The organism is Dokdonella sp. (genome assembly GCF_041395345.1).
Classification (GTDB): domain Bacteria; phylum Pseudomonadota; class Gammaproteobacteria; order Xanthomonadales; family Rhodanobacteraceae; genus Dokdonella.
In genome coordinates this window covers 1-24,476 of the sequence record NZ_JAWLAR010000018.1, presented here as the reverse complement: position 1 = coordinate 24,476, position 24,476 = coordinate 1, and the positions used below count along the sequence as shown (strand labels likewise).

Annotated in this window: 19 protein-coding genes and 3 pseudogenes; 3 read left to right on the top strand and 19 right to left on the bottom strand. The window is 62.3% G+C overall.

All coding sequences use genetic code 11. The features are described from left to right. Positions 1-2: 2 nt before the first annotated feature. The 6 genes from R3F00_RS15080 to rlmE form a co-directional block, all read right to left on the bottom strand. Positions 3-1,982, bottom strand: coding sequence for an autotransporter outer membrane beta-barrel domain-containing protein (locus R3F00_RS15080; protein ID WP_371282628.1), 1,980 nt, complete (start codon positions 1,980-1,982; stop codon positions 3-5). Continuing rightward, on the bottom strand, positions 1,979-6,901 hold the full coding sequence (locus R3F00_RS15075; RefSeq protein WP_371282627.1) for a hypothetical protein: 4,923 nt from the start codon (positions 6,899-6,901) through the stop codon (positions 1,979-1,981). Before R3F00_RS15075 ends, R3F00_RS15080 begins: the two co-directional genes overlap by 4 nt. A 209-nt stretch (positions 6,902-7,110) precedes the next feature. Continuing rightward, positions 7,111-8,760 carry a caspase family protein gene (locus R3F00_RS15070; RefSeq protein WP_371282626.1) on the bottom strand — a complete coding sequence of 550 codons (1,650 nt, stop codon included), beginning with the start codon at positions 8,758-8,760 and terminating at the stop codon, positions 7,111-7,113. Between the two features lie 141 nt (positions 8,761-8,901). Beyond that, positions 8,902-9,789: a dihydropteroate synthase gene (gene folP, locus R3F00_RS15065; RefSeq protein WP_371282625.1), complete on the bottom strand. Its 888-nt coding sequence runs from the start codon at positions 9,787-9,789 to the stop codon at positions 8,902-8,904. Positions 9,790-9,857: 68 nt separating this feature from the next. Continuing rightward, positions 9,858-11,798, bottom strand: coding sequence for an ATP-dependent zinc metalloprotease FtsH (gene ftsH / locus R3F00_RS15060; RefSeq protein ID WP_371282624.1), 1,941 nt, complete (start codon positions 11,796-11,798; stop codon positions 9,858-9,860). Between the two features lie 34 nt (positions 11,799-11,832). Beyond that, positions 11,833-12,453: a 23S rRNA (uridine(2552)-2'-O)-methyltransferase RlmE gene (gene rlmE, locus R3F00_RS15055; RefSeq protein WP_371282623.1), complete on the bottom strand. Its 621-nt coding sequence runs from the start codon at positions 12,451-12,453 to the stop codon at positions 11,833-11,835. A gap of 109 nt (positions 12,454-12,562) precedes the next feature. Between rlmE and yhbY the strand changes: the two genes are divergently transcribed. Both yhbY and R3F00_RS15045 read left to right on the top strand, forming a co-directional pair. Further along, the gene (yhbY, locus tag R3F00_RS15050; protein ID WP_371282622.1) at positions 12,563-12,859 is read left to right on the top strand and encodes a ribosome assembly RNA-binding protein YhbY; all 297 of its coding nucleotides are present in this window, start codon (positions 12,563-12,565) and stop codon (positions 12,857-12,859) included. A 12-nt stretch (positions 12,860-12,871) separates the two neighbouring features. Then, entirely contained in the window at positions 12,872-13,249 is a 378-nt protein-coding gene (locus tag R3F00_RS15045; RefSeq protein WP_371282621.1) for an Mth938-like domain-containing protein, read from the top strand. A 283-nt stretch (positions 13,250-13,532) separates the two neighbouring features. Here R3F00_RS15045 and R3F00_RS15040 read toward each other — a convergent pair whose 3' ends face one another. The 5 genes and pseudogenes from R3F00_RS15040 to surE form a co-directional block, all read right to left on the bottom strand. After that, positions 13,533-14,438, bottom strand: a complete 906-nt coding sequence (locus R3F00_RS15040) for an RNA polymerase sigma factor RpoD/SigA (protein ID WP_371282620.1) — start codon at positions 14,436-14,438, stop codon at positions 13,533-13,535. A gap of 127 nt (positions 14,439-14,565) precedes the next feature. Next, positions 14,566-15,438: a peptidoglycan DD-metalloendopeptidase family protein gene (locus R3F00_RS15035; RefSeq protein WP_371282619.1), complete on the bottom strand. Its 873-nt coding sequence runs from the start codon at positions 15,436-15,438 to the stop codon at positions 14,566-14,568. A gap of 21 nt (positions 15,439-15,459) precedes the next feature. Next, positions 15,460-16,065: a YqaA family protein gene (locus tag R3F00_RS15030; protein ID WP_371282618.1), complete on the bottom strand. Its 606-nt coding sequence runs from the start codon at positions 16,063-16,065 to the stop codon at positions 15,460-15,462. Positions 16,066-16,099: 34 nt separating this feature from the next. Further along, positions 16,100-16,730 (bottom strand): annotated as a pseudogene (locus R3F00_RS15025) (protein-L-isoaspartate(D-aspartate) O-methyltransferase). 80 nt (positions 16,731-16,810) lie between these two features. Beyond that, positions 16,811-17,584, bottom strand: coding sequence for a 5'/3'-nucleotidase SurE (gene surE / locus R3F00_RS15020; RefSeq protein WP_371282617.1), 774 nt, complete (start codon positions 17,582-17,584; stop codon positions 16,811-16,813). Between the two features lie 241 nt (positions 17,585-17,825). Here surE and R3F00_RS15015 point away from each other — a divergent pair, with 241 nt between their 5' ends. After that, a complete protein-coding gene (locus R3F00_RS15015) occupies positions 17,826-18,401 on the top strand; it encodes a Smr/MutS family protein (protein WP_371282616.1) in 576 nt (191 codons plus the stop codon). Between the two features lie 208 nt (positions 18,402-18,609). Here the strand turns inward: R3F00_RS15015 and R3F00_RS15010 are convergent, their stop codons facing one another. The 8 genes and pseudogenes from R3F00_RS15010 to pyrG form a co-directional block, all read right to left on the bottom strand. After that, on the bottom strand, positions 18,610-18,828 hold the full coding sequence (locus R3F00_RS15010) for a hypothetical protein (protein WP_371282615.1): 219 nt from the start codon (positions 18,826-18,828) through the stop codon (positions 18,610-18,612). A gap of 139 nt (positions 18,829-18,967) precedes the next feature. Further along, a complete protein-coding gene (truD, locus tag R3F00_RS15005; RefSeq protein WP_371282614.1) occupies positions 18,968-19,999 on the bottom strand; it encodes a tRNA pseudouridine(13) synthase TruD in 1,032 nt (343 codons plus the stop codon). A gap of 80 nt (positions 20,000-20,079) precedes the next feature. Beyond that, a pseudogene (gene ispF, locus R3F00_RS15000) lies at positions 20,080-20,547 on the bottom strand (2-C-methyl-D-erythritol 2,4-cyclodiphosphate synthase); the annotation flags it as partial. Positions 20,548-20,691: 144 nt separating this feature from the next. After that, the gene (ispD, locus tag R3F00_RS14995) at positions 20,692-21,387 is read right to left on the bottom strand and encodes a 2-C-methyl-D-erythritol 4-phosphate cytidylyltransferase (RefSeq protein WP_371282613.1); all 696 of its coding nucleotides are present in this window, start codon (positions 21,385-21,387) and stop codon (positions 20,692-20,694) included. Then, on the bottom strand, positions 21,377-21,688 hold the full coding sequence (gene ftsB, locus R3F00_RS14990) for a cell division protein FtsB (protein ID WP_371282612.1): 312 nt from the start codon (positions 21,686-21,688) through the stop codon (positions 21,377-21,379). The genes ispD and ftsB overlap by 11 nt, the downstream gene beginning before the upstream one ends. 24 nt (positions 21,689-21,712) lie before the next feature. After that, a complete protein-coding gene (gene eno, locus R3F00_RS14985; RefSeq protein WP_371282611.1) occupies positions 21,713-23,008 on the bottom strand; it encodes a phosphopyruvate hydratase in 1,296 nt (431 codons plus the stop codon). 39 nt (positions 23,009-23,047) lie between these two features. Further along, positions 23,048-23,878, bottom strand: coding sequence for a 3-deoxy-8-phosphooctulonate synthase (kdsA, locus tag R3F00_RS14980; protein WP_371282610.1), 831 nt, complete (start codon positions 23,876-23,878; stop codon positions 23,048-23,050). Further along, positions 23,875-24,476 (bottom strand): annotated as a pseudogene (pyrG, locus tag R3F00_RS14975) (CTP synthetase); the annotation flags it as partial. The pseudogene pyrG and the gene kdsA, both read right to left, overlap by 4 nt.

Here is a 24,476-nt window from a genome sequence, read left to right as displayed (position 1 = left end):
GCTCACAACGGAATCCTTACGTCGAGTCGCACCTGCCAGCGGTTGAAGTCCTGGAAACTGAAGGTCTGCATATAGCCAAAATTGAAATCAACCGTTCGTGTGCCGATCGGTCGGCTGAACCCGAGTCCCAGTTCGGCCGTTCCGTAGCGAGTGTCCGGCTCCAGCATCGAAAGGGAAAGCGGCACCAGGCTTCCATCCGCACCTGCTTCCACGAAGTAGCCTTGCAGATCCTTGGACGACCCGCTGTTGTCCGCGTAGTAGAAGGCCCGCAGATAGGGCCTGAAGGCACCGACACTTGTCGCGAAGGTGCGATCGAAATAGCCGCCTATCGAGAAAATCTGGCCGCTGTTGCTGCGGCTGAGGTAGCTGAGATTGAAGTCCGACGGTCCCGTTTCCTGGAATGCATCGTATTCGGTACGCAAGTACGAGAACTGCGCTTGCGGTGCAATGGTCCATGCTCCTCGCATGATCGTGTAGGTCACGCCGAAATTGACGCCGTATTGGTCCACCGTCTGGTCACCACTGGCGATATCGCGTCCCAGGGACTGGAATCCGGTTCCCGCAGCGTTCAATTCGTACAGCTCGATCACGCGCTTCTGCTTGTAGTCGGTCCGCATGTAGCTGAACGAGCCATCAAAGCTGAGCCCGTTCGGCAGCGAATAGCCCGAATACAGATAGACCGTCGTGGCGTCCGCATCCAGACTGCCCTGGTTGAATGCGTAGTCCCCTTCGAGGCTCGTGTAGCCGAGTGCGACACCACCGAAGAACTGATCGGTGAATCGGTAGTCCACACCACCGGTCAGGTTCCACGTGTCGGTATCGAATGCCGAGTTGCCTTCGCGTCGATCGGTTTCACTGGACCCCAGCGTACCGTTCAGCCAAAGCCCCAGCCGGGTGCCACCGAGCAGTGTGCGCCGCTCCTCGTTCCTGGCCGATTCCTCGTCATCCACGGTCAATAGCGTGGCGAGATTGCCAACCGAGACCGGCAGGCCATTGTTCATGAAGGTGAGGCCGGTAGCGTTGATCGTGCCGCCCTGATCCGAGCTGCGCAGTTGCGCCAGGCGCTCGGTCAGATTGTTGGACTGCCCGCTGGCCATGAGCGGTGCGACGAAGGCGATCGAGGTAGTCTCGTCCGGCGCGATCGCAAGCAAGTTGTTCTGCAGGACAATTCCGGCCGCCGTTCGCACTTCCAGCGGCGCATCGGGATTTGCCACAAGATCCGCGGCAGCCTGGGTTGCCGAACATCCGGAACTGCCCGAGCCACCCCCACCGGAACCGCAGAACTGGGTGGTTGGACCCGCCACCTGGTCAGCCGCCGTATCGGAACGGGGCAAGGTATTCTCTCCATCCTCGATCGTGACCTGCCCGGAAATCGTGATGTTCACGATCGCAGCGGAACTACCCGGGATCGAACCTACGATCGGCGTGCCGTCCGGGAAGATTCCCTGGAAAGATCCTTCGGTGCGGACTACGGTCAGGGTCTGGGATTCTGTCTGACCGCTGCCTATCAATTCGACATGGACGGTTGCAGGTACCGGCGCCGCCGATCCGCCTCCCGCTGCGTCGCCCAGATTGAGCAAGGCAACGCCGGGTGTCGCGATGTAATCGACGCCGCTGACCGCCGTGCCGCCCTGGGCGTCGAATGGAACAACCGCCGATCCTTCCAGGGTCGAGCAGGTCACGGTGACGTCGAGGACAATATCGGCTGAATTGTCCGCACCACGCTCGAGCTCCAGGGTAGATCCTTCCCTCGGCTCTACCGTGAACGCAAATGCCACACTCTGGTCGCTGCAGGCAGCGCCGGCCGCGGCGGTGTTCTTGGCTGCAGTGACGTAGCTGGATGTCTGGCCGGATTTTCGAACGACAACCAGCTCCTGGTAGGCCCAGGCCTGCGCAGGCATCGCAATCGCGAAGGCCAACAGTACCCCTCCAAGGCGTGGACTCCACGGCGACAGCGCGCGCTGATTGAGAAGATTGCTCATGGCGTACCCCCAATCGGAAGGACAATGGTGTTGTCGGATTGATCGGCGTCACCCGGCACGCTGAGTCGCACCGTCACTGATGAACCGGGGATTGTTGCCACGAACAGCGTCACCGCCGTGTTCTGCGGCAGGCTGTCGATTCCACAGAGATTGGCCGAGCACTGCACGCCTTGCGTGCTCGGTGGATTCGGGCAGTTGACCACGACACTGTCGCCTGTTCCCGCCGAGGCTGTGCATCCGCTCGCGAAAGGTGCCAGGAAGCTGAGCGATGACGACGGCGTCACGATGACCGTGGCGGCCTGTGCGGTGACTTCTGCCATGTTGACGATGTCGATCAGGGTGCCCGACAGACCGCCCGCGGAGAACGGTCGGGCATTTGCGATGCCGGCATCGATACCCGTCGCGATTGGATTGACCACGGTGCAGGAACTGCAGACGGGTCCATCCGATCCACTGGCATCGACCGTGTTGGTCACGGTCCCGGTCGCGTCGGCCGATACAGTCGCACTGATATCGACCGTGCGCTCGCCGGTGAACCCTGCGGCGATCGTGCATATCAGGTTGGCACCCGGTTGCGGGTTCAGCGAGTTGCAGCTTGCTCCGGTACCGGGCACTACGCTGACATTGCTCACATTGGTCGGAATCCGGTCAACGAGCGTGACTTCGCCGAGCGTCGCGCCACCTGAGTTGTTCGCACGCAGTGTCCAGCTGATCGGCAAGCCGGCTCCGACGGAAATGCCGGAAGCCGGCATGGCGGTCTTGCTGACATCCAGGCTCGCAGGCTGACCGACCGGCAGCGAGGATGCCACCGAACAACTGACCGGCACGCAGATGATCGGGTCGAAAGGAACCAGCGAAGCGAGGTTTCTGACCGTACCCGAGGCATTGTTCGAAACGACCGCATCGACGACGAAATTGAGCGACCCGCCAGCCGGCAGGAACTCGACATATTCGTCGATGGCTCCGGTTCCGCCGGGGTTCGAACACCCCCCCTGACCGGTCGAAGTGCAGGTCCACGAGAAGGAATCCAGTCCCGCAGGAATGGCATCGGTCAGCTGGAAGTTCCCGCCATCGACACTGCCTGTATTCGCCACGACGATGTTGTACCTGACCGTCCCCCCGGGTTCGAGGCTGGTCTGGTTGGCTGTCTTGCTCAAACTGATGGTCGGTGGTGTCGCGCCACCGGTCGGCAGGGAGAGCGTGACGATGCAACTGACCGGCACGCAACCGAGCACGCCCTGGGGTGCCGCCACATTGTCCCCCTGGCCGCCGAATGTCGCACCACCCTGGAAGTCGACGGAAGCAGGCAGTGTGGAAGCGAAGATGGCGTCGATGGTGTAGGTAATGCTCGAGCCGATCGGGATGGAACTGATCAGGTCGGTCACCGGGCCATTGCCAGACGGGCTGCAGTTGGCACCGCCGGTGGCCACGCAGGTCCACGTCGACGAGACGACTTCGGGTGGCTCAAGCGTAAACAGCTCGATGCCGAACTGGTCGCCACCGCCGGTGTTCTCGACGCGGTAGGTGTACTGCACCGCGGAGCCGGGTAGTACCGCGGAAACATCCGCATCCATGGTCAGTGTGAGCTGGTCCTCGCCGGGAATGGACAGCAGAATCGTGCAACTGAGTGGCGAGCACAAGAGCGGTGAAGTGATGTTCACTCCTACCTGGTAGTCGACCGAAGGTTGCACGTTGCTGCCGGTCTGCGCGGCGATCGAGTAGGTAACCGTCGATGCGTCCGGCATCCCCGTCAGGAGTTCGTTTATCGGTCCCGAGCCACTCGGCGAAGGACATGTCGCGCCGCCAGTTGCCAGACAGGTCCAGGTCGAAGTGGCGATCTCCGGTGATTCGATGCTGAAGGCCGGCACGTCGATCGGGCCGAGGCCGCTGTTGACGGAGATTGAAAAAGTGTAGTTGATCGTGCTGTTCGGTATTGCCGTGAAGGTATCGGCCTGCAAATCTATGATCACCTCGGCTCCGCCGCGCAGATCGGTCGGCAAGGGCAACTCGGCCTGACAGCTGACGGGTGCGCAGGTATCGCCATCCGCCGGGGTCAGCACGGCGGCCAGTTTCGCCTCGGTCCCGGGACTCCCGCCGAGCTGGCCTGTAACCGTGAATACGATGCGGCCGGGTGCTACTTGCTCGTCATCGCTGGCCGGATCGTAGACAGCCAGTGAACCGACAACCTGGCTGATGGGACCGGCGCCCTCGGCAGCCGGACATTCGACGCCGGCACATGTCCAGCCGATGATCGAAAGCCCCACCGCCGGGATCGGATTGCCCACATGGAACGCGGTGGCGATTTCCGTGCCGAGGTTGCGGATGTCAATGATCCAGACAGGCGCCGAACCCGGCGGTGCCCAGGCCCTGGTCGAGCTCATCGAGACGTCCAGATGGGCGGCAGGTACGGCTGCGAGTGGCAGCGCGGCAACTGCGGCGCATTCCTCTCCGGCACAGCGACCGCCGGCCGGTGGCGTGACCGTGGCAATGCTGTTGATGCTGCCCGTTGCTCCCTGCTCGACCTGGGCTCTGATCGCGTAGCTCAAGGAACCGTTGGACGGCAGTGCGCCGATCGCCTCCTCGAGAGAACCGCTTGCAGATTCTCTTGGGCAGACTGCGCCGGCGAATCCCGTGCAGGTCCAATCGAAGTGCTGGATGCCCGCTGGCAATGGCAAGTCCAGCAGCGCGCCGCTGGCGAGACTGCCCAGATTCTTGAGAGTCACCAGAAAATTGGCGACCCCACCGATCAGGCCCTGGTGCTCCACGGAGGTCTGCGTAACCTGGAGCAGCGGCAACGTGCCGGTTTCCGTTCGGTCAACACAGGGAATCGCGGTAAGTGGGGCCGAAGCGTTGTTGTGGCAGCGACCCGCCGACGTGGGTGCTGCCATCAGCAAATTGGAAACCGTGTCCGGGGGACTGTTGGAGAAGCGCCCGGCGACCTGATACGACAGGCCGGAATTGGCCGGCATCCGTGCGAGTGTCGTAGCGACCTTGCCTTCGCCACTTGCCATGGGACAGCCGACGCCGAGACCCGTGCAGATCCATGACGCCGAAGCGAATCCGGGCGGAAGAGTATTGTCGATGCGTACATTCGACGCGTCCGCGCCGAAATTGAAGATTTCCAGAGAGTAGGCGGCAGCACCGCCCGCGGCCAGGGTGCCGGCCAGCTTCGACTGGGCAAGCGCAAGGACGGGTACGCTGGATATTTCCGCAGTCGCAATGCACGGCCCCGCCGATCCGTTTTCACCCGAGCAACCAAGACTCGCCGCGGCCGGCGCGGCAACACGCGCCTCGCTGATGATTGTCACTGGCGGCGACTGGCCAACACGAGCCAGCAGCGAATAGACCAGGCTCGAAGAGGGCGGCAGATCGGCGATGCGCTGATGAATGGCACCGCTGCCAGATGCAATCGGGCACTGCGCGGGCGTTCCAGCCGCGTCGCAGGTCCAGGACGTGATCGCCTCGATACCGACGGGCAATGGGATGTCCAGCACGAGATCCCGGGCTGTCGACTCGCTCGACGCATTCCCGAGAACGACCGTGAGTTTCAGTTCATCGCCTGACGAGGCGCCGACCCGATCCGCGCCCTGCGAGAGTCGCAGGTAACCATTCTCGACTCTTGCTCTGTCCACTGCCTGACATGGCGGCGCGAGTTCGGCCGCGCCACAGCGTCCGAGCGCTGGAGGGATGATCGAAATGCGTCGATCGGAAAGAATCTCCTGAGTGCTTTGGCGATGTGCAACAACGTCATAGTGCAGGATGCCCGAGGCCGGCCAGGAGGCAATCGTCTGGTCAATCGGACCACTGCCCGTGGCTTGTGGACAGGTCGCCCCGAACCCGGTGCAGGACCAGGTCAGGCCGGCAACTCCACTCGGCATGTCGAGCATGATCCGGCTACCACTGGCGTTGGCACCGCGGTTCTCGAGGACGAATCGATTCTCGACAGCCAGACCATCGATACTGTAGTCGGCTGTACGACTGGCGAAGATCAGTGCCCTCGTGGCCAGCGACTTGCGCGCAACACAGGGTGCAGCGGAGAACGTCGGCACGGCTGTGTCGGTCCGCGCGCAACTGCCTCCGTACGGAGGCGTAATTGCGGCGGCCTGGACAATCGTGACCGGAGGCGCAGAAGCAACTGTCGCGTTGACCCGAAAGCTGACCTCGGCGCCCGAAAAATCGCCGAGTAGCTGCGCGATCGGACCACTGCCACTGGAGGCAGCGCAGGCCCCCACACTCGAGCTGCAAGTCCAGCGGCTGTTGCTGAGGCCATTCGGCACCGGTACGCGCAGCACGCTTCCACTGGTGCTGGAATGACTGCCCTCGCTGCGCGCAGTGATGGTGTAGCCGACCTGACCGCCAGGCTGAAGGGCCAGCGATTCCGAGTCGACCCCGAGCGACAGGCTCGGACCGGTCGGCAGACTCAGCAGCGACCGGCAAGGCTGGGTCTGACCATCGGCACAGCCGCTCGAGGCTGCAGCGGTTGCGCTGGCCTCGATGGTGACGAAGGCCGGAGCGCTGTTCGAGACGTCAGCAGCCAGGATGTACTCGATCCAGCCACCGGCCTGCAGTCCGTCCAGCGACTGGTCCACGGCACCGCTACCCGAGGGAGAAGCACAGCTGGCGCCCGCGTGGGCCACGCAGGTCCAGGTCTGCGTGGACAATCCGTTGGCGACAGGAACCAGCAGGCGACTGCCGACCGGCTGGCCCGCTCCGGAATTTTCAACCCGGACGACAAGCTGGGTGGAGCCCTCGGGCTGCAGGGGCCGGGCGGGCGCGTTTATGCTGATGCCGACCCGGGCCGCTGGCGGCACCTGCGCGAGAGCGGTCGTGGAAGCAAGCAGCGCAATCGTGGTCAGCGCTCCGACGACTCTGGCGCCTGGCGATGCCGTCGGCCTGAAATTCCTGAGCTCAGATTCCATGATTTTCCCCGTCTGTACTTTTCGTGAATAGTGTCTGGCCCCGGCGCCTTGCGCTGCTCGGCACCGGGCCATTCTGTCAATCTGAACCGGGCCTCGGATCGCAGGATCCGGACCAGGTGGGCCGGTTTGCACGGGCGAGCACGTCAGCGGCTCCCTGGTCGAATAGTGCGACCCAACTCTCTTTTCAGGTCGGTCTGAAGGATATACCCCTAGCCCTTGTCGGGCACGCTGCGCGGTACCAGGAAAAAGGCGCCGCCGGCATCACCGGCCTCACGGACCTTCTTGAGGTCGGGTGTCTGGGCGATGCCAATCTTTCTCGAACTGGCCTGTACCGGGCCGACCAGGGCGCGTTCGAGTCCGGTCTGAGTCAGGATGCGGTCGTTTTCGCGCAGCACCTTGAGCAGTGCCGAGGCGAACACCGAGTGACCGTCGCCGGCCTGGTCGAGCACCGGGCTCAGGCCGCCGGATGAAAGCACATAGCGGGCCTTGCGATTCATGTAGCCGCTCGGAATGCCCTCCTTGTACTCGGCCGGGCCGCCGGTATAGCTGCCCACCGAACCCGACAATGCGCTGCCAAAGCACGAATCGGCGATGACCAGCACACTGCGTGCCTTGAACATGGCCAGAAATTCCGCCAGCGTTTCGGTTGGCAGGGCCGGGCTGCGCTCACTCTGCTGGGCATCCAGCGGCAACCAGAATCCGCGCTGCGCCGCATTGAGAATGCCGTGCCCGGCAAAGTAGATGAGTACGTTGTCGTCAGGGCCAATCTTGGTCGACAGATCGACAATGCCGCCGACAATGGAAGAGAAATCCGCATCCAGCAGCGTCGTGGTCTCGAATCCATAGCGGTCTTCGAGCACGTTCGCGATAGCCTTGGCATCGCTGATCGGCGTTTTCAGCGGGTCGTAGCTGATGTAGTTCTGAACGCCGATGATCAGGGCATGGTACTTGCCGAACTTGACGCCCCTGGCGGCGATGGGCGCCGCCGAAGTGCCGGAGACAAGCGGCGCCGGAACGCTGCGCGTCTGGGCCAGATTTTCGGTGCCGTCCTGCACGCTCGATTCCGCATCGGCGAGCTTCTTGTCCACTTCGGCGCGCTGCTGCATGGCCTCCTTGAGCGAGCGTTCGAGCGCAGCCATCTTTTTCGCGTCGCTCTGCTGACTTGCGTTGGCGCTCTTCAGCGCAGCCACCTGCGCTTGCAGCTGGTTCACCTGCGCATCGGCTTCGGAACGCTGCATGGCCAGCTCGCTGCGCAACTGCGCATTGCGTCGTTCGACCTCGGCGACCCTCGCGTCGGCCTCCTCTTGCGATATCAGGTCCTGTCCCTTGATACCCATGGCTTCGCGGTAGAGGTTGACGGCGGCCGTGGTATCGACGGGCATGCCATGCCCGCTTTCCATCATCGCAGCCAGCGACAGCTTGGCTTCGTTCGATCCGGAAGCGGCGGCCTTCTTGTACCACTCGGCCGCTTTCGCGTAGTCGGGCGCCGTATCCATGCCCTTCTCGTAAATCTGGCCAACATAGAACTGTGCCTGCGCATCGCCACCCTTGGCCTTCTCCATCCACACGGCAAGGCTGTTCTCGAGGCTCGCGCGGTCATAGGCGACATATTCACCACCGCGCATCGCGCAGAGCTGGGCAGTCGTCTTCACCGGCAGACGCGGCCCCATGTAGGACATGGCGCCGGATCGACGCATCTGACCGGGAAGCAGGCAATCAACCACCATCATGGCGTCGATCGGCTGTACGCCGGCCAGGGTGCCGTTGTTCTGCACGTAGGGTTGCCAGTTCTCCGCGGCGTTGCCTGCGGAACCGACCACGAGTAGTACCGTCGCAAGGAATGGATTGAACAGTTTCATCGCTGTGTCCTCGGCTCAATATGGGCGAAGCCTCGGCCCATCGGAGAATTCCGAGCCCCCATTAAATCGCAAACCGGCGGCCGGTGCCCACGTCCATGTTCGAACTCGTGATATTTCAAGGCGTTGGCTACCCGGCCGGGGTCAATCATCGTCCCAAACACTGGCCGGGGTCCTGGCTGCGCCCCTTTGTACTGGCTGTTCGGGCATCGCCTGCCAGACAGCGAGCGCATCACGTGTCTCGGCAACGTCATGGACGCGCACGATGGATGCACCGCGCTGAACGGAGATCAGGGCCGCTGCGACTGAACCGGGGAGGCGGTCCCCCACCCGCTTGCGACCGGTGATCTCGCCGATCATGGACTTTCTCGAAAGACCGGCCAGTACTGGTGCGATCTCGGCAAAACGCTCAAGGCTCGCCAGCAACGCGAGATTGTGTGCCAGAAGCTTGCCGAAACCGAAGCCGGGATCGACGACAATGCGCTTCTTGTCGATGCCCGCCAACTGACACGCGAATACGCGGTCCGACAGAAAGCGATGGACCTCGCCAACCACATCATCGTACTGCGGCGCCTCCTGCATGCTGCGTGGCTCGCCCTGCATGTGCATGAGGCAAACGACTGCACCGGATTCTGCCGCAACCTCCAGCGCGCCCTCGCCGCGCAACGCGCGCACGTCGTTGATCATGCCGGCGCCGGCGGCCACGCCGGCGCGCATCACGTCGGCATCCGAAGTATCAATCGACACGGGGACACGGGTGCGTGCAGCAACCGCTTCAATGACCGGAACGATCCGTTCGATCTGTTCCTTCGCCGCCACCGGAACGGCACCCGGCCGCGTTGATTCCGCGCCGAAATCGATCAGGTCGGCGCCCTGCTCCACGAGCAGCAATGCGTGCTCGATCGCGGCTTGCGGATCGAGAAATTTCCCGCCATCCGAGAACGAGTCCGGCGTCATATTGACGATGCCGCAGATGCGCGGGCGGTCCAGGACCAGTTCCCTGCCCCTGCAATCGAGTACCGGAGAAAACATCGTCGTGCTCCCGACAAGAAAAAGGCCGCCCTCAAGGCGGCCTTTTTATCAGGGTTCGAACAGGTTTGTCAGGGATTGGGGGTACTGCGCGACTGCGTTGCCGGTCCGCCAATCGGACTCTCGCCACTGCCGCCGCTGCTGGCGCCGCCACCGCTGCCACGCTTGTCGGAATCACTTGTCCAGTCCTTCGGCGGATCCGGTTCGCGGCCTTCCATGATCGCTGCAATCATCTCGCGGTCAATCGTTTCGTACTGGAGCAAGGCCTGCGCCATGGACTCAAGCTTGGAACTCTCACGGGTAAGGATTTCGCGCGCGCGTTCATAGGCACGGTCGATGACCGCGCGAACGACCTCGTCAATGCGCCGCGCGGTCGCTTCCGATACGTGTTTATGCTGGGTCACCGATCGACCCAGGAAGACTTCATCCTCCTCATCGGTGTAGGTCATCGGCCCGAGTTCCTCGGACAGTCCGTACTTGGTCACCATGTCACGCGCAAGCTGGGTTGCACGCTGGATATCGTTCGAGGCACCGGTAGTGACCTTGTCGTCGCCGAATATCAGCTCCTCGGCGACACGTCCGCCATAGAGGCTCGCGAGGCGGCTATCGAGTGAACTCTTGGAATGACTGTAGCGATCCGTCTCTGGAAGAAACATGGTCACGCCCAGCGCCCGGCCACGCGGAATGATCGTGACCTTGTGCACGGGATCGTGTTCCGGCACGGACAAGCCGACAATGGCATGACCGGCCTCGTGATAGGCAGTCAGTTTCTTTTCCTCGTCGCTCATGATCATCGATCGGCGCTCGGCACCCATCATGATCTTGTCCTTGGCACGCTCGAAATCCTGCATGCTGACGTCGCGCGAGTTGCCTCGCGCAGCGAACAGGGCCGCCTCGTTGACGAGGTTGGCAAGATCGGCGCCCGAGAAACCCGGGGTTCCACGGGCGATGGTCAACGGCTCGACATTGCTCGACAGCGGCACCTTGCGCATGTGCACCTTGAGGATCTGCTCGCGTCCTTTCAGGTCCGGCAAGGGCACGACCACCTGGCGATCGAAACGGCCCGGTCGCAGCAGGGCCGGGTCGAGCACGTCAGGACGGTTGGTGGCAGCGATGACGATGACACCCTCACTGCCTTCGAAACCGTCCATTTCGACCAGCAGCTGGTTGAGGGTCTGCTCGCGCTCGTCATGCCCGCCACCGAGGCCGGCGCCGCGATGGCGACCGACGGCGTCGATTTCGTCGATGAAGATGATGCAGGGCGCATGCTTCTTGGCTTGCTCGAACATGTCGCGCACGCGAGCTGCACCAACGCCGACAAACATTTCGACGAAGTCGGAACCCGAAATCGAGAAGAACGGCACCTTGGCTTCGCCAGCGATGGCCTTGGCCAGCAGCGTCTTGCCGGTACCGGGCGAACCGACCATGAGCACGCCGCGCGGAATCTTTCCACCCAGCTTGGTGAATTTGGACGGGTCACGCAGAAACTCGACCAGTTCCGAGACCTCCTCCTTGGCCTCGTCGCAGCCGGCCACGTCGGCGAAGGTGATCTTGACCTGATCTTCACCTTGCAGCTTGGCGCGCGAGCGCCCGAACGACATGGCCCCGCGGCCACCTGCGCCGGCCTGCATCTGGCGCATGAAGTAGAAGAGAATGCCGATGAAGATGATGATCGGCAGCCAGTCGAACAGCAGGCGCAGGACCAGCGGCATCGGTGGATCGGTCGCCTCCACCTTGACCTTGGTCACGCCCTTCTCGATATCCGACATCGATTGCTCGGTGACGATCAGGGTCGTGCGTACGTTGCTGCCGTCCTGAAGCTTGGCTTCGACCGTGCGTCCATCGTTGTGCACGAGGACTTCCTCGACGCGGTTGTCGCGCACCGCCTGCATGAATTCCGAGTACGGCACATCCTTTATGGATGCCGCGCGCGGGTTGAAGCTCTGAAACACCGTCAACAATACGACGGCGATAACCACCCAGAGCAGCAGAGTCTTTGCCATGTCATTCATCGTAATCCAGATTCCTCGTGCATGCGCCGTCCGGTCAGGGCTTCTTGCCGGTTGCCAATGCGTAAACCTCGTTGCTGCGCGCCCGTGACGCCTTGGGCTTGCGGATGCTGACCTGCGCGTACTGTTCACGCAAGCGTCGTACGTATTCGTCGAGTCCCTGACCCTGGAACAGCTTGGTCAGGAACGACCCACCTTGCCTCAGGTGGTTGCCGGCAAAATCGGCAGCCAGTTCGGCCAGTGCCATCGATCGGTCCTGATCGACAGCAGCCACACCGCTCATGTTGGGGGCCATGTCGGAAAGCACAAGATCAACGGCCGCTCCGGCAAGCAATTCCTCAAGCCGCTCAAGCACGCTGTTCTCGCGAAAATCGCCCAGAACGAATTCCACTCCACCGATTCCCTGCATGGGCAGGATATCCAGTGCCACGACTCGCCCTGCGTCACCGAGTCGTTCGCGAACCATCTGCGACCATCCGCCGGGAGCAGCGCCCAGGTCGACGACCAGCATGCCCGGCTTCAGAAGCTTGTCGCGCTCGATCAGCTCATCGAGCTTGAACACCGCTCTGGAGCGCCAGCCCTCGACCTGGGCACGCTTCACAAAGGGGTCGCTGAAATGCTCCTGGAGCCAGCGGGAACTGGATTTGCTTCGCGCCACGGCGTAGTCACTACGCGCATTGCGCGTTTGTCAGCGTTGAGAATGACCGCATAATACCCTGAAAGCCGCTGATTGCCGCCGGCCACCCATCCGCATTCGGACTCCGTTCATGCCTCTTACCTCATTCCAGAAGCGCTATTTGCGCGGTCTTGCCCATTCCCTGAGCCCCGTGGTCATGCTTGGCCAGAAGGGCGTCACACCCAATCTCCTCACCGAGTTGGGCCAGGCACTGGACCATCACGAGCTGATCAAGGTCCGGCTCTCGGGCGGCGACAAGGCGGAACGCGCCGCCCAGATCGACGCCCTGACAAGGGATTCAAGTGCCGAGGTGGTCCAGATCATCGGACATACCGCCACACTCTGGAGACGCAATGAAAAAGAACCGAAATTGCCACTTCCCAGGTAGCCTGGCCATCTCATGCAACTGATTCACGACCGCCCCGAAGGCTACTTCTTTGTCCGGGCGGTCAGGCCCGACGCCATTGTGGTCATCGACCGCGAACTTCGCAGCAGCTTCGTGCTGGCCCCCGATCAGGTGATCGAGTGCTGGTCGGCAGCGGATGTGGGCAGCCTCGACGAGACAGCCATTCAGGCTATTCGGGCAACAGGGCCGGAAGTCGTGATTCTCGGCTCCGGCAACCGCCAGCGATTCCCAGATCGGAAGGTTCTGCTGCCGCTTCTGCGCGACGGTATTGGCGTTGAAGTGATGGACAACGCTGCCGCCGCCCGCACCTACAATCTGCTGGCCGCTGAAGGCCGCCGCGTAGTGGCCGCCTTCATCCTAGGGCAACGCTGATCAAGTGGCACAACCGTCATGGTGTGCAGAAGGTTCGCCAGTCGTGCTGCGTGGCGAAGTGAAGGCTGGTGGCCTTGACGAGCCGCGCGGTGCGACTGGCGGACCTTCTGCACACCACCCTTTCCATTGAAAACCAACCAGTTGGGCGACACCTGTCTGCGCGCAGCTCCTTGTTGCGCTGCCTTGAAGGACGTCCAGTCCATCTGCGTCAGCGCGCCGCGATCTGCACGCAGACAGGTGTCGTGACGATTGCGCCACTTGATCAGCGTTGCCCTAGCGCCAGTCAGGACGCTTGAGCGTGTTTTGAAAGCTGACGCAATCGCTTCAGTGCTTCCTCCTGAATCTGGCGGACCCGCTCCCGCGAAACCCCGAAGTCGGCTGCAATATCCGCCAGCGAGTGGACAGGCTCGCCGTTCAGGCCGAACCGACGTTCGACCACCAGTCTCTGGCGCGGAATCAGCGCTTCCAGCCAACCCTGCAACTGGCCGTTGCCGAAACCTTCCGCCGGGCTGGCTGTGCCGGGCTCGTCTTCATCGACAAGCTGGTCGATCATCGAACGATCGTCTCCCTCCGACATTGGCGCGTCGAGCGAGCTGATGTGCTCGTTCACGCGGAACAGTTCCGCGACATCCTGAGTCCGCTTGTCGACTGCCGCAGCCAGCTCGTCCAGGCTCGGCGCGCGACCCAGCCTGGCCGTCATTTCGCGATTGGCCTTCAGGATCTGCGCAAGCTCGCGAAGTACATGAACGGGTATCCGCACCGTGCGCCCCTGGTGCGACAGTGCATGCTGGACACCGTGCCGAATCCACCACATGGCATAGGTCGAGAAGCGCAGGCGGCGTTCCGGTTCGAATTTCTCCACGGCACGGATCAGACCGATGTTGCCCTCTTCTATCAGGTCCATCAGCGGTACGCCCCTGCCGACATAGCCACGCGCCACGGTCACTACCAGTCGCAGGTTGGACTCGATCAGGCTGCGCCTGGCCTCAGCGTCGCCGCGCTGGATGCGCTCGGCCAGCGCCCATTCCTCTTCGGCGCAAAGCAGCGGTATCAGCCCAATCTCGTTGAGATAGGCGCCGGTCGAGCTTCGAACCTCCTCGTCGACCGGTTCGATCGCATCGAGAAGTTCAAGCACCTCCTCGACTTCAGGTTCAGCGGCGGTCGCGAGCGTGGTCTGTTCAGGATTCATGGTCGTCAATCAAGCCACCAGCGAACCGGACCCGGGACATCTCCGGCCGGAATCCGCGCGCAGGCAGGCATCAGGACGGCGGTGCCGCGCGATCCGAGCCTCGCCTCGATCGGTACGGTCGCCCACCTTACTTGCCTGGCAGGTAGGCGAGCGGATCGACAGGCTTTCCATTCTTGCGGATTTCAAAATGCAGCATGTCGCGACTGGCGCTGGAAGAACCCATTTCGGCGATCTGCTGCCCTGCCTTGACCGTGTCTCCCTCTTGCACAAGGCGGCGCCGATTGTGCCCATAGGCGGACAGCATGGTAGTGCTGTGCTTGACGATGATGAGCTCACCATAGCCGATCAGTCCGTTGCCACTGTAGACGACTTCGCCGTCGGCGGCCGAACGCACCGGATCGCCGGCCTTGCCCGCGATATTGATACCCTGGCGAGTCTGGTCTCCCGCGATGTAACCCGTGATCAGGCTGCCGCTCGCCGGCCAGCGCCAGCTGATGCCTGCATTCGACGCGGTTGCGGCGGGGCTTGCGGAGACGGGTCTCGGCGCCTGGGCCGCCGGTGCCGGTGCAGTCTGCGTTGGTGCCGGAGCAGGATTGCTGGCTGCCGCGGCCGATGTCGCCGGCTTTTTCGGTGAAGTTGATGGCCTTTGCGGCGATGGCGATTTCGGAGCGGAGCGCGGTTTGCTGGCCGAGGCCGAAGCCCGACTTGCGCCGGAACGGCCGTCGAGACGGATCACCTGGCCAACATAGATGGTGTAGGGCGGGCCAATGCCGTTTGCACGGGCGACATCCCTGTAGTCCAGACCATTGCGGAAGGCAATGCTGTACAGAGTGTCTCCACGTCGGACCTTGTAGCTGCCAGCCGGCACGGAACGCCCTGTCGATCCATGTGTGCTCGTCCGTCGCCCCTCACTGAGGTCGTCGACGGGCGCAGGCGGCGTGGATGCGCAGGCGCCAAGGACCAGCACGGTCATCAGGGCAAGGAAAACGTGCCTGCACATAGTATCTTTTAATTCAATCACTTATCGTATGAACTTGAAGTAGATGATGGCAAGAATCAAGGCGCCGACCACAGCCCAGCCTATCCATTCGATCCAGCGATGCAGGGCCGCTTCGGCGCGCGGCCCGGCCAGTCGAATGACACCTGCAAGCAGATATACCCGCTTGCCACGTCCGACGATCATGCTTGCCACGTAGGGTAGCAGTGGCACACCGACGATGCCTGACGCCCAGGTGAAAATCTTCAGCGGAATCGGAAGGAATCCCGCCAGTACCAGCAACCAGAATGCCGACCATGGACTCTGCGCGGCAATTTCGCGCAATTCGGCCACCTGTCGGTCAATGCGCTCCAGCCAGCCCAGAGAATCCAGCAAGGGCCGTGCCAGTTCAAACGCGTAGTGGCCCAGGGCATAGCCCACCAGGGCTCCGAGCACGGAAAAAAAGAGACTGACCGTGGCGAAGCGAAACCATCTTTCGGGTCTCGCCAATACCATCGGGCCGAGCATCACCTCGGGCATCACAGGGAAAATGATCGCCTCGATGAAACTCAAGCCGGCGAGGACGGGTTCGGCGCGAGGATGCATCGACCATTTGAGTGCGCGCTCATAAAGCGGTTTGAACAACTTCAAGCGTGCGTACTCCCTGCGCTGCCGCGATATCCGATCAAGCAACACCTCCGAGAAGTGGAACGAAGCTCACCGCTGCAAGAATTTCCCGCTGCCAGCCATCCTCACTGGCGCGAACGCGCAGGAGTTGCTGGCGACCCGGCGGACCCACCGGCGCCACGAGTACGCCATTCGGCGCGAGTTGACCGAGCAGGGCATCTTCCAGATCCGCACCAGCCGCCGTGACCATGATGGCGTCGAAGGGCGCTTCATCCGGCCAGCCAAGCCGGCCATCGTCGTGCCGGGAACGGATATTGCTCATGCCGAGTTTGCGAAAGCGCCTGCGCGCATTGCGCAGCAATTCATCGATGCGCTCCACGGTGTAGACCTGCTCCACCAGACTGGCCAGAACCGCGCACTGGTAGCCTGAGCCAGTGCCGACTTCGAGCACGCGTTTGGGCAGCGTGCCCTCGATCAGTACTTCGCTCATGCGCGCGACGACATAAGGCTGGGAGATCGTCTGACCCTGCCCGATCGGCAAGGCCGTGTCTTCGTAGGCGCGCGTGGCCAAAGCCTCGTCAATGAAAAGATGGCGTGGCAACTGTCGCAACACATCAAGCACGCGCCTGTCCTTGATGCCTTCCTCCACCAACCGGTCGATCAGGCGGTCGCGCGCGCTGCGAAGTCATGCCGAGACCCCGGCCTCAGGAATTTGGTTGCAAACCTGCTCATCGACTCCCACCCGTATTGGAAAATATGCGCCCCGGATTCATGCGGCGTGACTTTCCATGCTCAGCGAACTGACCCAGCCGCCGACTTTCTCGAGCGCCTGGTATCGCGTGAGGTCGACATGGATGGGCGTGATCGAAACGTAGCCGTCGCGGACCGCATGAAAATCGGTACCTGGGCCATCATCTTCGGACTCCCCTGGCGGACCAATCCAGTACATCGGTCTTCCGCGAGGATCCATCTGTTCGATGCAACCCGGTGCCCGATGGCGGCGCCCCAGGCGGGCAACGGACAGACCCCTGATGTCTTCCCAGGGCAGATCGGGAACATTGACGTTGAGGATCGTGTCGGCAGGCAGCGGATCCACCAGCAACTTGCGCATCAGCAACATGACGGCCTTTGCGGCGGATTCGTAGTGGACGCCCTTGTGGTCGCGCGTGACCAGCGACACGGCGATCGCAGGCAAACCGAGAAACCGACCCTCCATGGCCGCTGATACCGTGCCGGAATAGATGACATCGTCGCCCAGGTTGGCCGCGCTGTTGATGCCGGAAACCACGATATCGGGGACAGCATCAAGCAAGCCCGTCAAGGCCAGGTAGACGCAGTCGCTGGGCGTGCCGGTGACCCGATAGCGGCCGTCGTCAAGACGCTTTACGCGGATCGGCTGATCCAGGGTCAGGGAATTGCTTGCACCGGAGCGGTCCCTGTCCGGAGCAACCACGACGACCTCGCCGACTGCGGCCAGATGGCGCGCGAGCACGAGAATGCCGGGCGCTTCGACACCGTCGTCATTGCTGACCAGAACACGCATGTCTTGTTTCCTGCGGAGTGACCCGGTGCAAGCCGCGCGCACGACGCGCAACAGCTGGCGCTCTGAGCCAGTGGGAATGGCAAATCATACCGGATCGGACCGATCCACTGAACGCGCAGGACCCGACAACTTGAGGCAGTTGCGGTCGAATACAGCGCGGACGGACGGCCGCCTGCGCGGACTTGCAGGCTGGAGCGGCACATGCAATCGTGCCAGAAAGCCCAGACGACCAGACGACGCCATGGCCAGCCAGCGCTCTACGCGCAGACGCAAGCCACCCGATGCTGAGGTGGCAGATCGGGATCGCGAACTCTTCAGGGGCGCGATTGGCAAGGTGCGACCGCTCGCGAAAGCGGCCGAAATGGCGCCGGGGATCCCCGGGCCTTTGCCCAGAGCGCATCAATTCGAACTCGACGAAGCCCGAGTTCGCGATGAATTGCTCAGCCATGATTTCGATCCGGCGCTGGTCGAGCTTGGCGATGAAATCCTCTACCTCAAGCCGGGTCAGCCGCAAGGTCTGCTCAAACAGCTTCGGCGTGGACAGTTCAGTATTCGATCAGAGATCGATCTGCACCAGATGACGGTCGCCGTTGCGCGCCAGGCCGTCACCGGATTCCTCGACGAAGCGATCGATCACCGTGAACTCTGCGTCCGCATCGTGCACGGCAAGGGCCTACGGTCATCAGCACGCGGCCCGGTCGTCAAACGCATGACCGAGCAACTGCTGCGCAGGCGCGATGATGTGCTCGCCTTCGCCTCAGCCAAGCCCGCACAAGGCGGGACCGGCGCGGTCCTGGTCCTTCTGCGCGGCAAGTGATCAGCCAGAGGTTCAGGACTCGCGGCCTACCCGTGAAGGTCTGCACACCCTTCGTTGGTGGCGAACCGAGTCTGTCGCTGGCCTGCCAGACGCAACCCTGATCTGAAACCACGGCAGTGCTTCATCGATCCACGGTTGAACCTTGGCCGGCCGAGCGCCCGTTCTTGCCTGATCCCGAGACCATCTGCCCGAGCACGTCGGGCGATGCCTAGTTACTGATATCGGACTCGTCCACGACTCGTTTGGTCGGCGGATTGACCCACGTGATGCGAACGCCCATCTGGCGCCCGGCCTCGGAAACCGCCGCCACGTATTCGTGATCGATCTCGAACTTGTCCTGTTTGACGAAGCGACTGCTGCTGCTCGTACATCCGGCCATTAACAGCACTGATACGGCCACTGAACCCAACACGAGAATCTGTTTCATGCTGTCCTCCAGAAGATGCCAGCGGGGGACCGCAGGGACACCCGCTCAAGAATTGAACCCTGAGTCAGCTCACTGAACCCGTTCCAGCGGTCTGCTCAGAGGATTGGACGCAGCAGACCGCGCATTCGTTGCAGCGCGTTCAACTCCCGGGCATGTTCACTCGGCTCGAGGTCGCGCAGACCTCGCGGATCACGGAAGTGGCGAAACAGCCTGAAGGCAGGGAAAAGGCCAACCACAGGGCATTGTCAGACTCCCATTTGGGGTCGAATAGGTCTGGTCTGAGGCGCAGGGAGCGCCGTTCCTGTCGTAGCTCGGCGGCCTCCAGACCGGCGGCAAAGCCGGACGCCATGGCCACGTCACGTTCGATTTCGGCCACCTTGCCCGTGCTGCGCAGCGGTCCCTTCCCCCAAAGCGGGCCGGTGGGGTGGATGTCGAAACTCTGCAATCGCTGCTGCAGCGCCTGATCCAGGGCTTGAGGCCCGAATATCGAATGGGTGCCACCGAGCATCCAGACGTCGCCGTCGAGCGCGCGGTTCCAGGAACCCTCGGCCACTCTCTCCGAAAGTACGCCGTTGAATATGCTGGCTCGCGCGGCGGACAGGGCGAAACCGCGCTGGCTGCGGCCCATGCGCTGGCCAGCGAAGAGCGCGGTGGCAGCGCGCAGGTTGCCATTATCGTGACCGAATCGCTGCTCGCCGAAATAGTTGGGTACGCCCTGCAAGGCAATCCTGTCCAGGCATGCTAAGGCCTCCCTGCGGCTTCCCTGCAAGTCGGTCAGACGAATGCGAAAACGATTGGTCCGGTGCACCCCGCGCTTGAGCTTGCGCGAATGTCGACTGACCGAGAGTACGCGCACCCCTTCCAGGCCCAGCGCAGTCCAGTCCGGCCCCTCACGTCCGGGAAGGTGGACGGAAAAGGTCTGCCGGGTCAGTGCGTGACGGTCTTTCAGTCCGGAGAATCCCACCGACATCAACGGGACCGATGCTGCATGGGCAAGCTGGCGAGCAACCCACTCGGTGTTGGCAAGGCGCTTCTCGATGCGCAGGTACACGTGTTCGCCCGATCCATCCGGCTCGAATCCGAGTACCTCCTCTACCTCGAAATCCTCGGCCGTGGCGCGCAGGCAGCCCTGCAGCGGTGGGCCACCGTGTGCGAAAGCCGGTTCGCTCACTCCGTCGTGTCCAGATCCATGCGCGCCACAAGCCTGCGCAAGTCGGGATTTTCGGGAGTCTCGAGCGCCGTCTTGCCGCGACGCGCAAGCAGTACCACGGCCATGGCGCCGATGCCCTCGCCGCGCCCCGTGAATCCCAGCTTTTCCGTTGTTGTTGCCTTGATGTTGACATCACCCGGGACACAGCCCAGATCTGCTGCAAGATTTTCGCGCATGGCCACGGCATGAGGACCGATCTTTGGGGACTCGCAGATCACCGTGACATCCGCATTGGCCAGCAGATAGCCATTCTCGATCATCAATCCGGCGCAATGCAGCAGGAAATGTCGACTGCTGACATTCCTCCAGCGCTCGTCCGATGGCGGAAAATGACGACCGATGTCGCCGAGCGCCATCGCGCCGAGCAGCGCATCGCAAAGTGCATGGATGACAACGTCACCATCCGAATGCGCAACCAGCCCCTGGTCATGGGCGATCGTCACGCCACCCAGCACGACATGGTTGCCGGGACCAAAAGCATGTACGTCGAAACCTTGACCGATGCGCATGGGGGAAAAGCCGGGAATGGGGAATGATTAGATTACATGTTACGTGCCGACTCTGTGCCTTGACTGAAATCGGCTCGAGCGATGCTGCAAGGAGATTGGAAATCACGGGACATGGCTGTTGACCCATTCCCCATTCTCCATTCCCTATTCTCGTTGCAAAAGATACTCCGCAATGGCCAAATCCGCAGGAGTAGTGACCTTGATATTGTCCTCCCTGCCTTCGACCAGCATGGGCCTGAATCCTGCCTGCTCCATCGCCATGGCTTCATCGCTGATTGCGACTCCACGCCGTTGCGCTGATTCGAGTGCCGACTGCAACTCGCCTCTGCGGAAAAACTGCGGCGTCATTGCCCGCCAGCGGTGATCGCGGGATTCGGTTTCCTGCACGCGAGAGTCCTCGGCTGCGCGCTTCAACGTGTCGCGCAGCGGCGCGGCGAGCAACGCGCCGCCGGCCTCGAGGCCACGCTCAACCAGATCATCGATGTCGCCCGGATGAATGCAAGGTCGGGCAGCGTCATGCACGAGCACGAAATCTCCGTCGGCGACGCTCTCGGGCAGGCCTCTCAATCCCGCCAAGACGGAGTCTGCACGCTGATTGCCTCCGTTGACGCGCAACAGCGGCTTGTCCAAGCGAAGCCCCATGGCGTCCCAACACGGATCGGATTGCGCAAGTGTTACCAGAATGCCCGCGATGCGCGGATGCGCCGCAAGTCGCTCCAGCGTCCATTGAATCAGGGGCTTTCCGGCCACGAGCATGTACTGCTTGGGCAGGTCGGCACCGAAGCGGCTGCCGCGTCCGGCAGCGGGAACGACGCACCAGAATCCGGCATCAGTGTTCATCGTTGCCGTTCTGCCCGTTCGCTGCAGCCGGTTCGACGACCTGGTAGAACTTCTCGCCAGGCTTGATCAAGCCGAGCTCTGATCGGGCGCGTTCCTCAATGGCCTCCTCACCGTCCTTCAGGTTGGCAACTTCGGCGATCAGGGCGTCGTTGCGTGCCCTCAGCTCGTCGTTCTCGCGCTTTTGTGCCGCGACAGCCTTTTCCAGGCGCCATACTTCCGCCATGCCACCTTGCCCGACCCAGAGCTTGACCTGCAAGGCGATGAGCAGGATCAGCAGAATGAGGGCGACGTAGCGCAGCATCGCGGTATCCGGCTCAGGACTTGATCAGCACTTGAAGTCGGGCAGGTTCGGGAAAGCCTTGCCTCCGGCATAGCGCGCCTGAGCGCCAAGCGCCTCCTCGATGCGCAGCAGCTGGTTGTACTTCGCCACGCGATCCGAACGACACAGCGAACCCGTCTTGATTTGCGTCGCCGAGCTTGCCACGGAGAGATCGGCAATGGTCGTATCTTCGGTCTCGCCGGATCGATGCGATATCACCGAGGCATAGTGGGCGGCCTCGGCCATGGCGATCGCATCGAGTGTCTCGGTCAGGGTGCCGATCTGGTTGACCTTGATCAGGATCGCGTTGGCAATGTTCTTGTCGATGCCTTCCCTGAAGATCGAGGTATTGGTCACGAACAGGTCATCACCCACGAGTTGCACGGTCTTGCCGAGGCGCTCGGTCAACGCCTTCCAGCCGTCCCAGTCGCCCTCGGCCATTCCATCCTCGATGGTGATGATCGGATACTTCGCACACCAGTCTGCATAGAACTCGATCAGTTGTTCCGGACTGAACACCTTGCCTTCACCTTCAAGGTGATAGGCGCCATCCCTGAAGAACTCCGAGCTTGCGACGTCGAGCCCGAGCCAGATGTGCTTTCCCAAGGAATAGCCGGCCTGATTCACGGCTTCGAGGATCGTCTCGATCGCTTCCTCGTTGGATTTGAGGTTTGGCGCGAATCCACCCTCGTCACCGACGGCGGTCGACAGGCCGCGGCCCCTGAGCACGGACTTGAGCGCATGAAATATCTCGGTGCCGGCACGCAGGGCTTCGGCAAAGCTCGGCAATCCGACTGGCAGCACCATGAACTCCTGCATGTCGACGTTGTTGTCGGCATGTGCGCCACCATTGACGATATTCATCATCGGCACCGGCAACTGCGGCGCGCGATCACCAGCCAGGTGCTTCCACAGCGGCAGCTTGCGCGAGGCCGCAACGGCGTGCGCATTGGCCATCGAGACGCCAAGCAGTGCATTCGCCCCGAGCTTGCCCTTGTTCGGCGAACCATCCAGCGCGACCAGTTTCTCGTCGAGTCCGCGTTGGTCTGCGGCATCGAAGCCCTGCAGCGCTCGGGCAATCGTCGTGTTGACGTTGGCTACGGCATTCCTTACGCCCTTGCCGAGATAGCGCGACTTGTCACCGTCGCGAAGTTCGACCGCTTCACGCGAACCGGTCGATGCGCCGGACGGAACCATGGCCCGGCCAAACGAACCATCTGCCAGGGTAACTTCGGCTTCGAGAGTCGGATTGCCCCGTGAATCGAGAATCTCGCGTGCGTGAATCTTGCTGATCGTGCTCATGGAGTCGCTGTTTTCTCCGCGGTTCGATGTGATGGATCTTCAGGTGCCTTCGATGAAACCGTTCTTCTTCGTCACGCGATCCAGACTGATGATGGACTCAAGCAGGGCCTCCATCCTTCCAAGCGGCCACGCATTCGGACCATCGCTGAGCGCCTTGTCCGGATCGGGATGGGTTTCCATGAAGATCCCGGCGATGCCGACGGCCACTGCGGCGCGCGCCAGTACCGGCACGAATTCGCGCTGGCCGCCGGATTTGCCACCCGCTCCACCCGGCAACTGCACGGAGTGCGTCACGTCGAACACGACCGGACAGCCGGTGTCGCGCATCACCGCCAGAGAGCGCATGTCCGAAACGAGATTGTTGTAGCCGAAGCTGGCTCCGCGCTCGCAGACCATGAGCTGCGGGTTGCCGGTCGTCTTCGCCTTCTCGGTGACGTGCTTCATCTCCCACGGGGAAAGGAACTGGCCCTTCTTGATGTTGACCGGACGGCCGACGCTGCAGGCCTTGACGATGAAGTCGGTCTGCCGACAGAGGAATGCGGGCGTCTGCAGCACGTCAACGACTTCGGCGACTTCCTCCATTGGCGTGTATTCGTGCACGTCGGTCAGCACCGGCACGCCGATCTGGCGCTTGACCTCGGCAAGAATGCGCAGGCCTTCCTCGAAACCGGGACCGCGGTGGCCACTGATCGAGGTTCGATTGGCCTTGTCGAAACTGGATTTGTAGATGAACGGAATGCCGAGACGCGCCGTGATCTCCTTGAGGGTGCCGGCCGTGTCCAGAGCCAGTTGTTCGGATTCGATGACGCAGGGACCGGCGATCAGGAACAGGGGCTTGTCGAGTCCAACCTCGAAATCGCAAAGTTTCACGCGGTGGCTCCGATCTTCGCCGCTACAACGCTGTCCACCGGTGGCGCCTCGCGTACGGCCCTGTACTCACGCGCGGCCCGAATGAAGCCGACAAACAGCGGATGCCCGTCTCGCGGGGTCGAAGTGAATTCCGGATGCGCCTGGCAGGCGATGAACCATGGATGATTGGCCAGCTCGACCATTTCAACCAGCAAGTCGTCCATCGACTTGCCCGAAATGACCAGACCGAGATCCTCGAGCTTCTGCCGATAGCGGTTGTTGAATTCGTAGCGATGACGATGGCGCTCACGCACGACATCCTGCCCGTACAGTTCACGCGCAAGCGTTCCCGCCTTGAGCCGACACTCCTGCGCGCCGAGACGCATGGTGCCGCCGAGGTCCGAACTCTCGTCGCGCTTCTCGACATCCCCCGAGCTGGTCGTCCATTCGGTGATCAGGGCAATGACAGGGTCCTTGCAGGCGCGATCGTTCTCGCTCGAATTCGCGCCCTCGAGCCCGGCCACGTTGCGCGCGAATTCGACCACGGCCGCGTGCATTCCGTAGCAGATGCCGAAATACGGCACGCGATTCTCACGGGCGAATTTCGCCGCCCCGATCT

Coding starts and splice junctions, on each gene's coding strand:
- R3F00_RS15080 (WP_371282628.1), bottom strand. CDS start 1,982: ATGAGCAATCTTCTCAATCAGCGCGCGCTGTCGCCGTGGAGTCCACGC.
- R3F00_RS15075 (WP_371282627.1), bottom strand. CDS start 6,901: ATGGAATCTGAGCTCAGGAATTTCAGGCCGACGGCATCGCCAGGCGCC.
- R3F00_RS15070 (WP_371282626.1), bottom strand. CDS start 8,760: ATGAAACTGTTCAATCCATTCCTTGCGACGGTACTACTCGTGGTCGGT.
- folP (WP_371282625.1), bottom strand. CDS start 9,789: ATGTTTTCTCCGGTACTCGATTGCAGGGGCAGGGAACTGGTCCTGGAC.
- ftsH (WP_371282624.1), bottom strand. CDS start 11,798: ATGAATGACATGGCAAAGACTCTGCTGCTCTGGGTGGTTATCGCCGTC.
- yhbY (WP_371282622.1), top strand. CDS start 12,563: ATGCCTCTTACCTCATTCCAGAAGCGCTATTTGCGCGGTCTTGCCCAT.
- R3F00_RS15045 (WP_371282621.1), top strand. CDS start 12,872: ATGCAACTGATTCACGACCGCCCCGAAGGCTACTTCTTTGTCCGGGCG.
- R3F00_RS15040 (WP_371282620.1), bottom strand. CDS start 14,438: ATGAATCCTGAACAGACCACGCTCGCGACCGCCGCTGAACCTGAAGTC.
- R3F00_RS15035 (WP_371282619.1), bottom strand. CDS start 15,438: ATGTGCAGGCACGTTTTCCTTGCCCTGATGACCGTGCTGGTCCTTGGC.
- surE (WP_371282617.1), bottom strand. CDS start 17,584: ATGCGTGTTCTGGTCAGCAATGACGACGGTGTCGAAGCGCCCGGCATT.
- R3F00_RS15015 (WP_371282616.1), top strand. CDS start 17,826: ATGGCCAGCCAGCGCTCTACGCGCAGACGCAAGCCACCCGATGCTGAG.
- R3F00_RS15010 (WP_371282615.1), bottom strand. CDS start 18,828: ATGAAACAGATTCTCGTGTTGGGTTCAGTGGCCGTATCAGTGCTGTTA.
- ispD (WP_371282613.1), bottom strand. CDS start 21,387: ATGAACACTGATGCCGGATTCTGGTGCGTCGTTCCCGCTGCCGGACGC.
- ftsB (WP_371282612.1), bottom strand. CDS start 21,688: ATGCTGCGCTACGTCGCCCTCATTCTGCTGATCCTGCTCATCGCCTTG.
- eno (WP_371282611.1), bottom strand. CDS start 23,008: ATGAGCACGATCAGCAAGATTCACGCACGCGAGATTCTCGATTCACGG.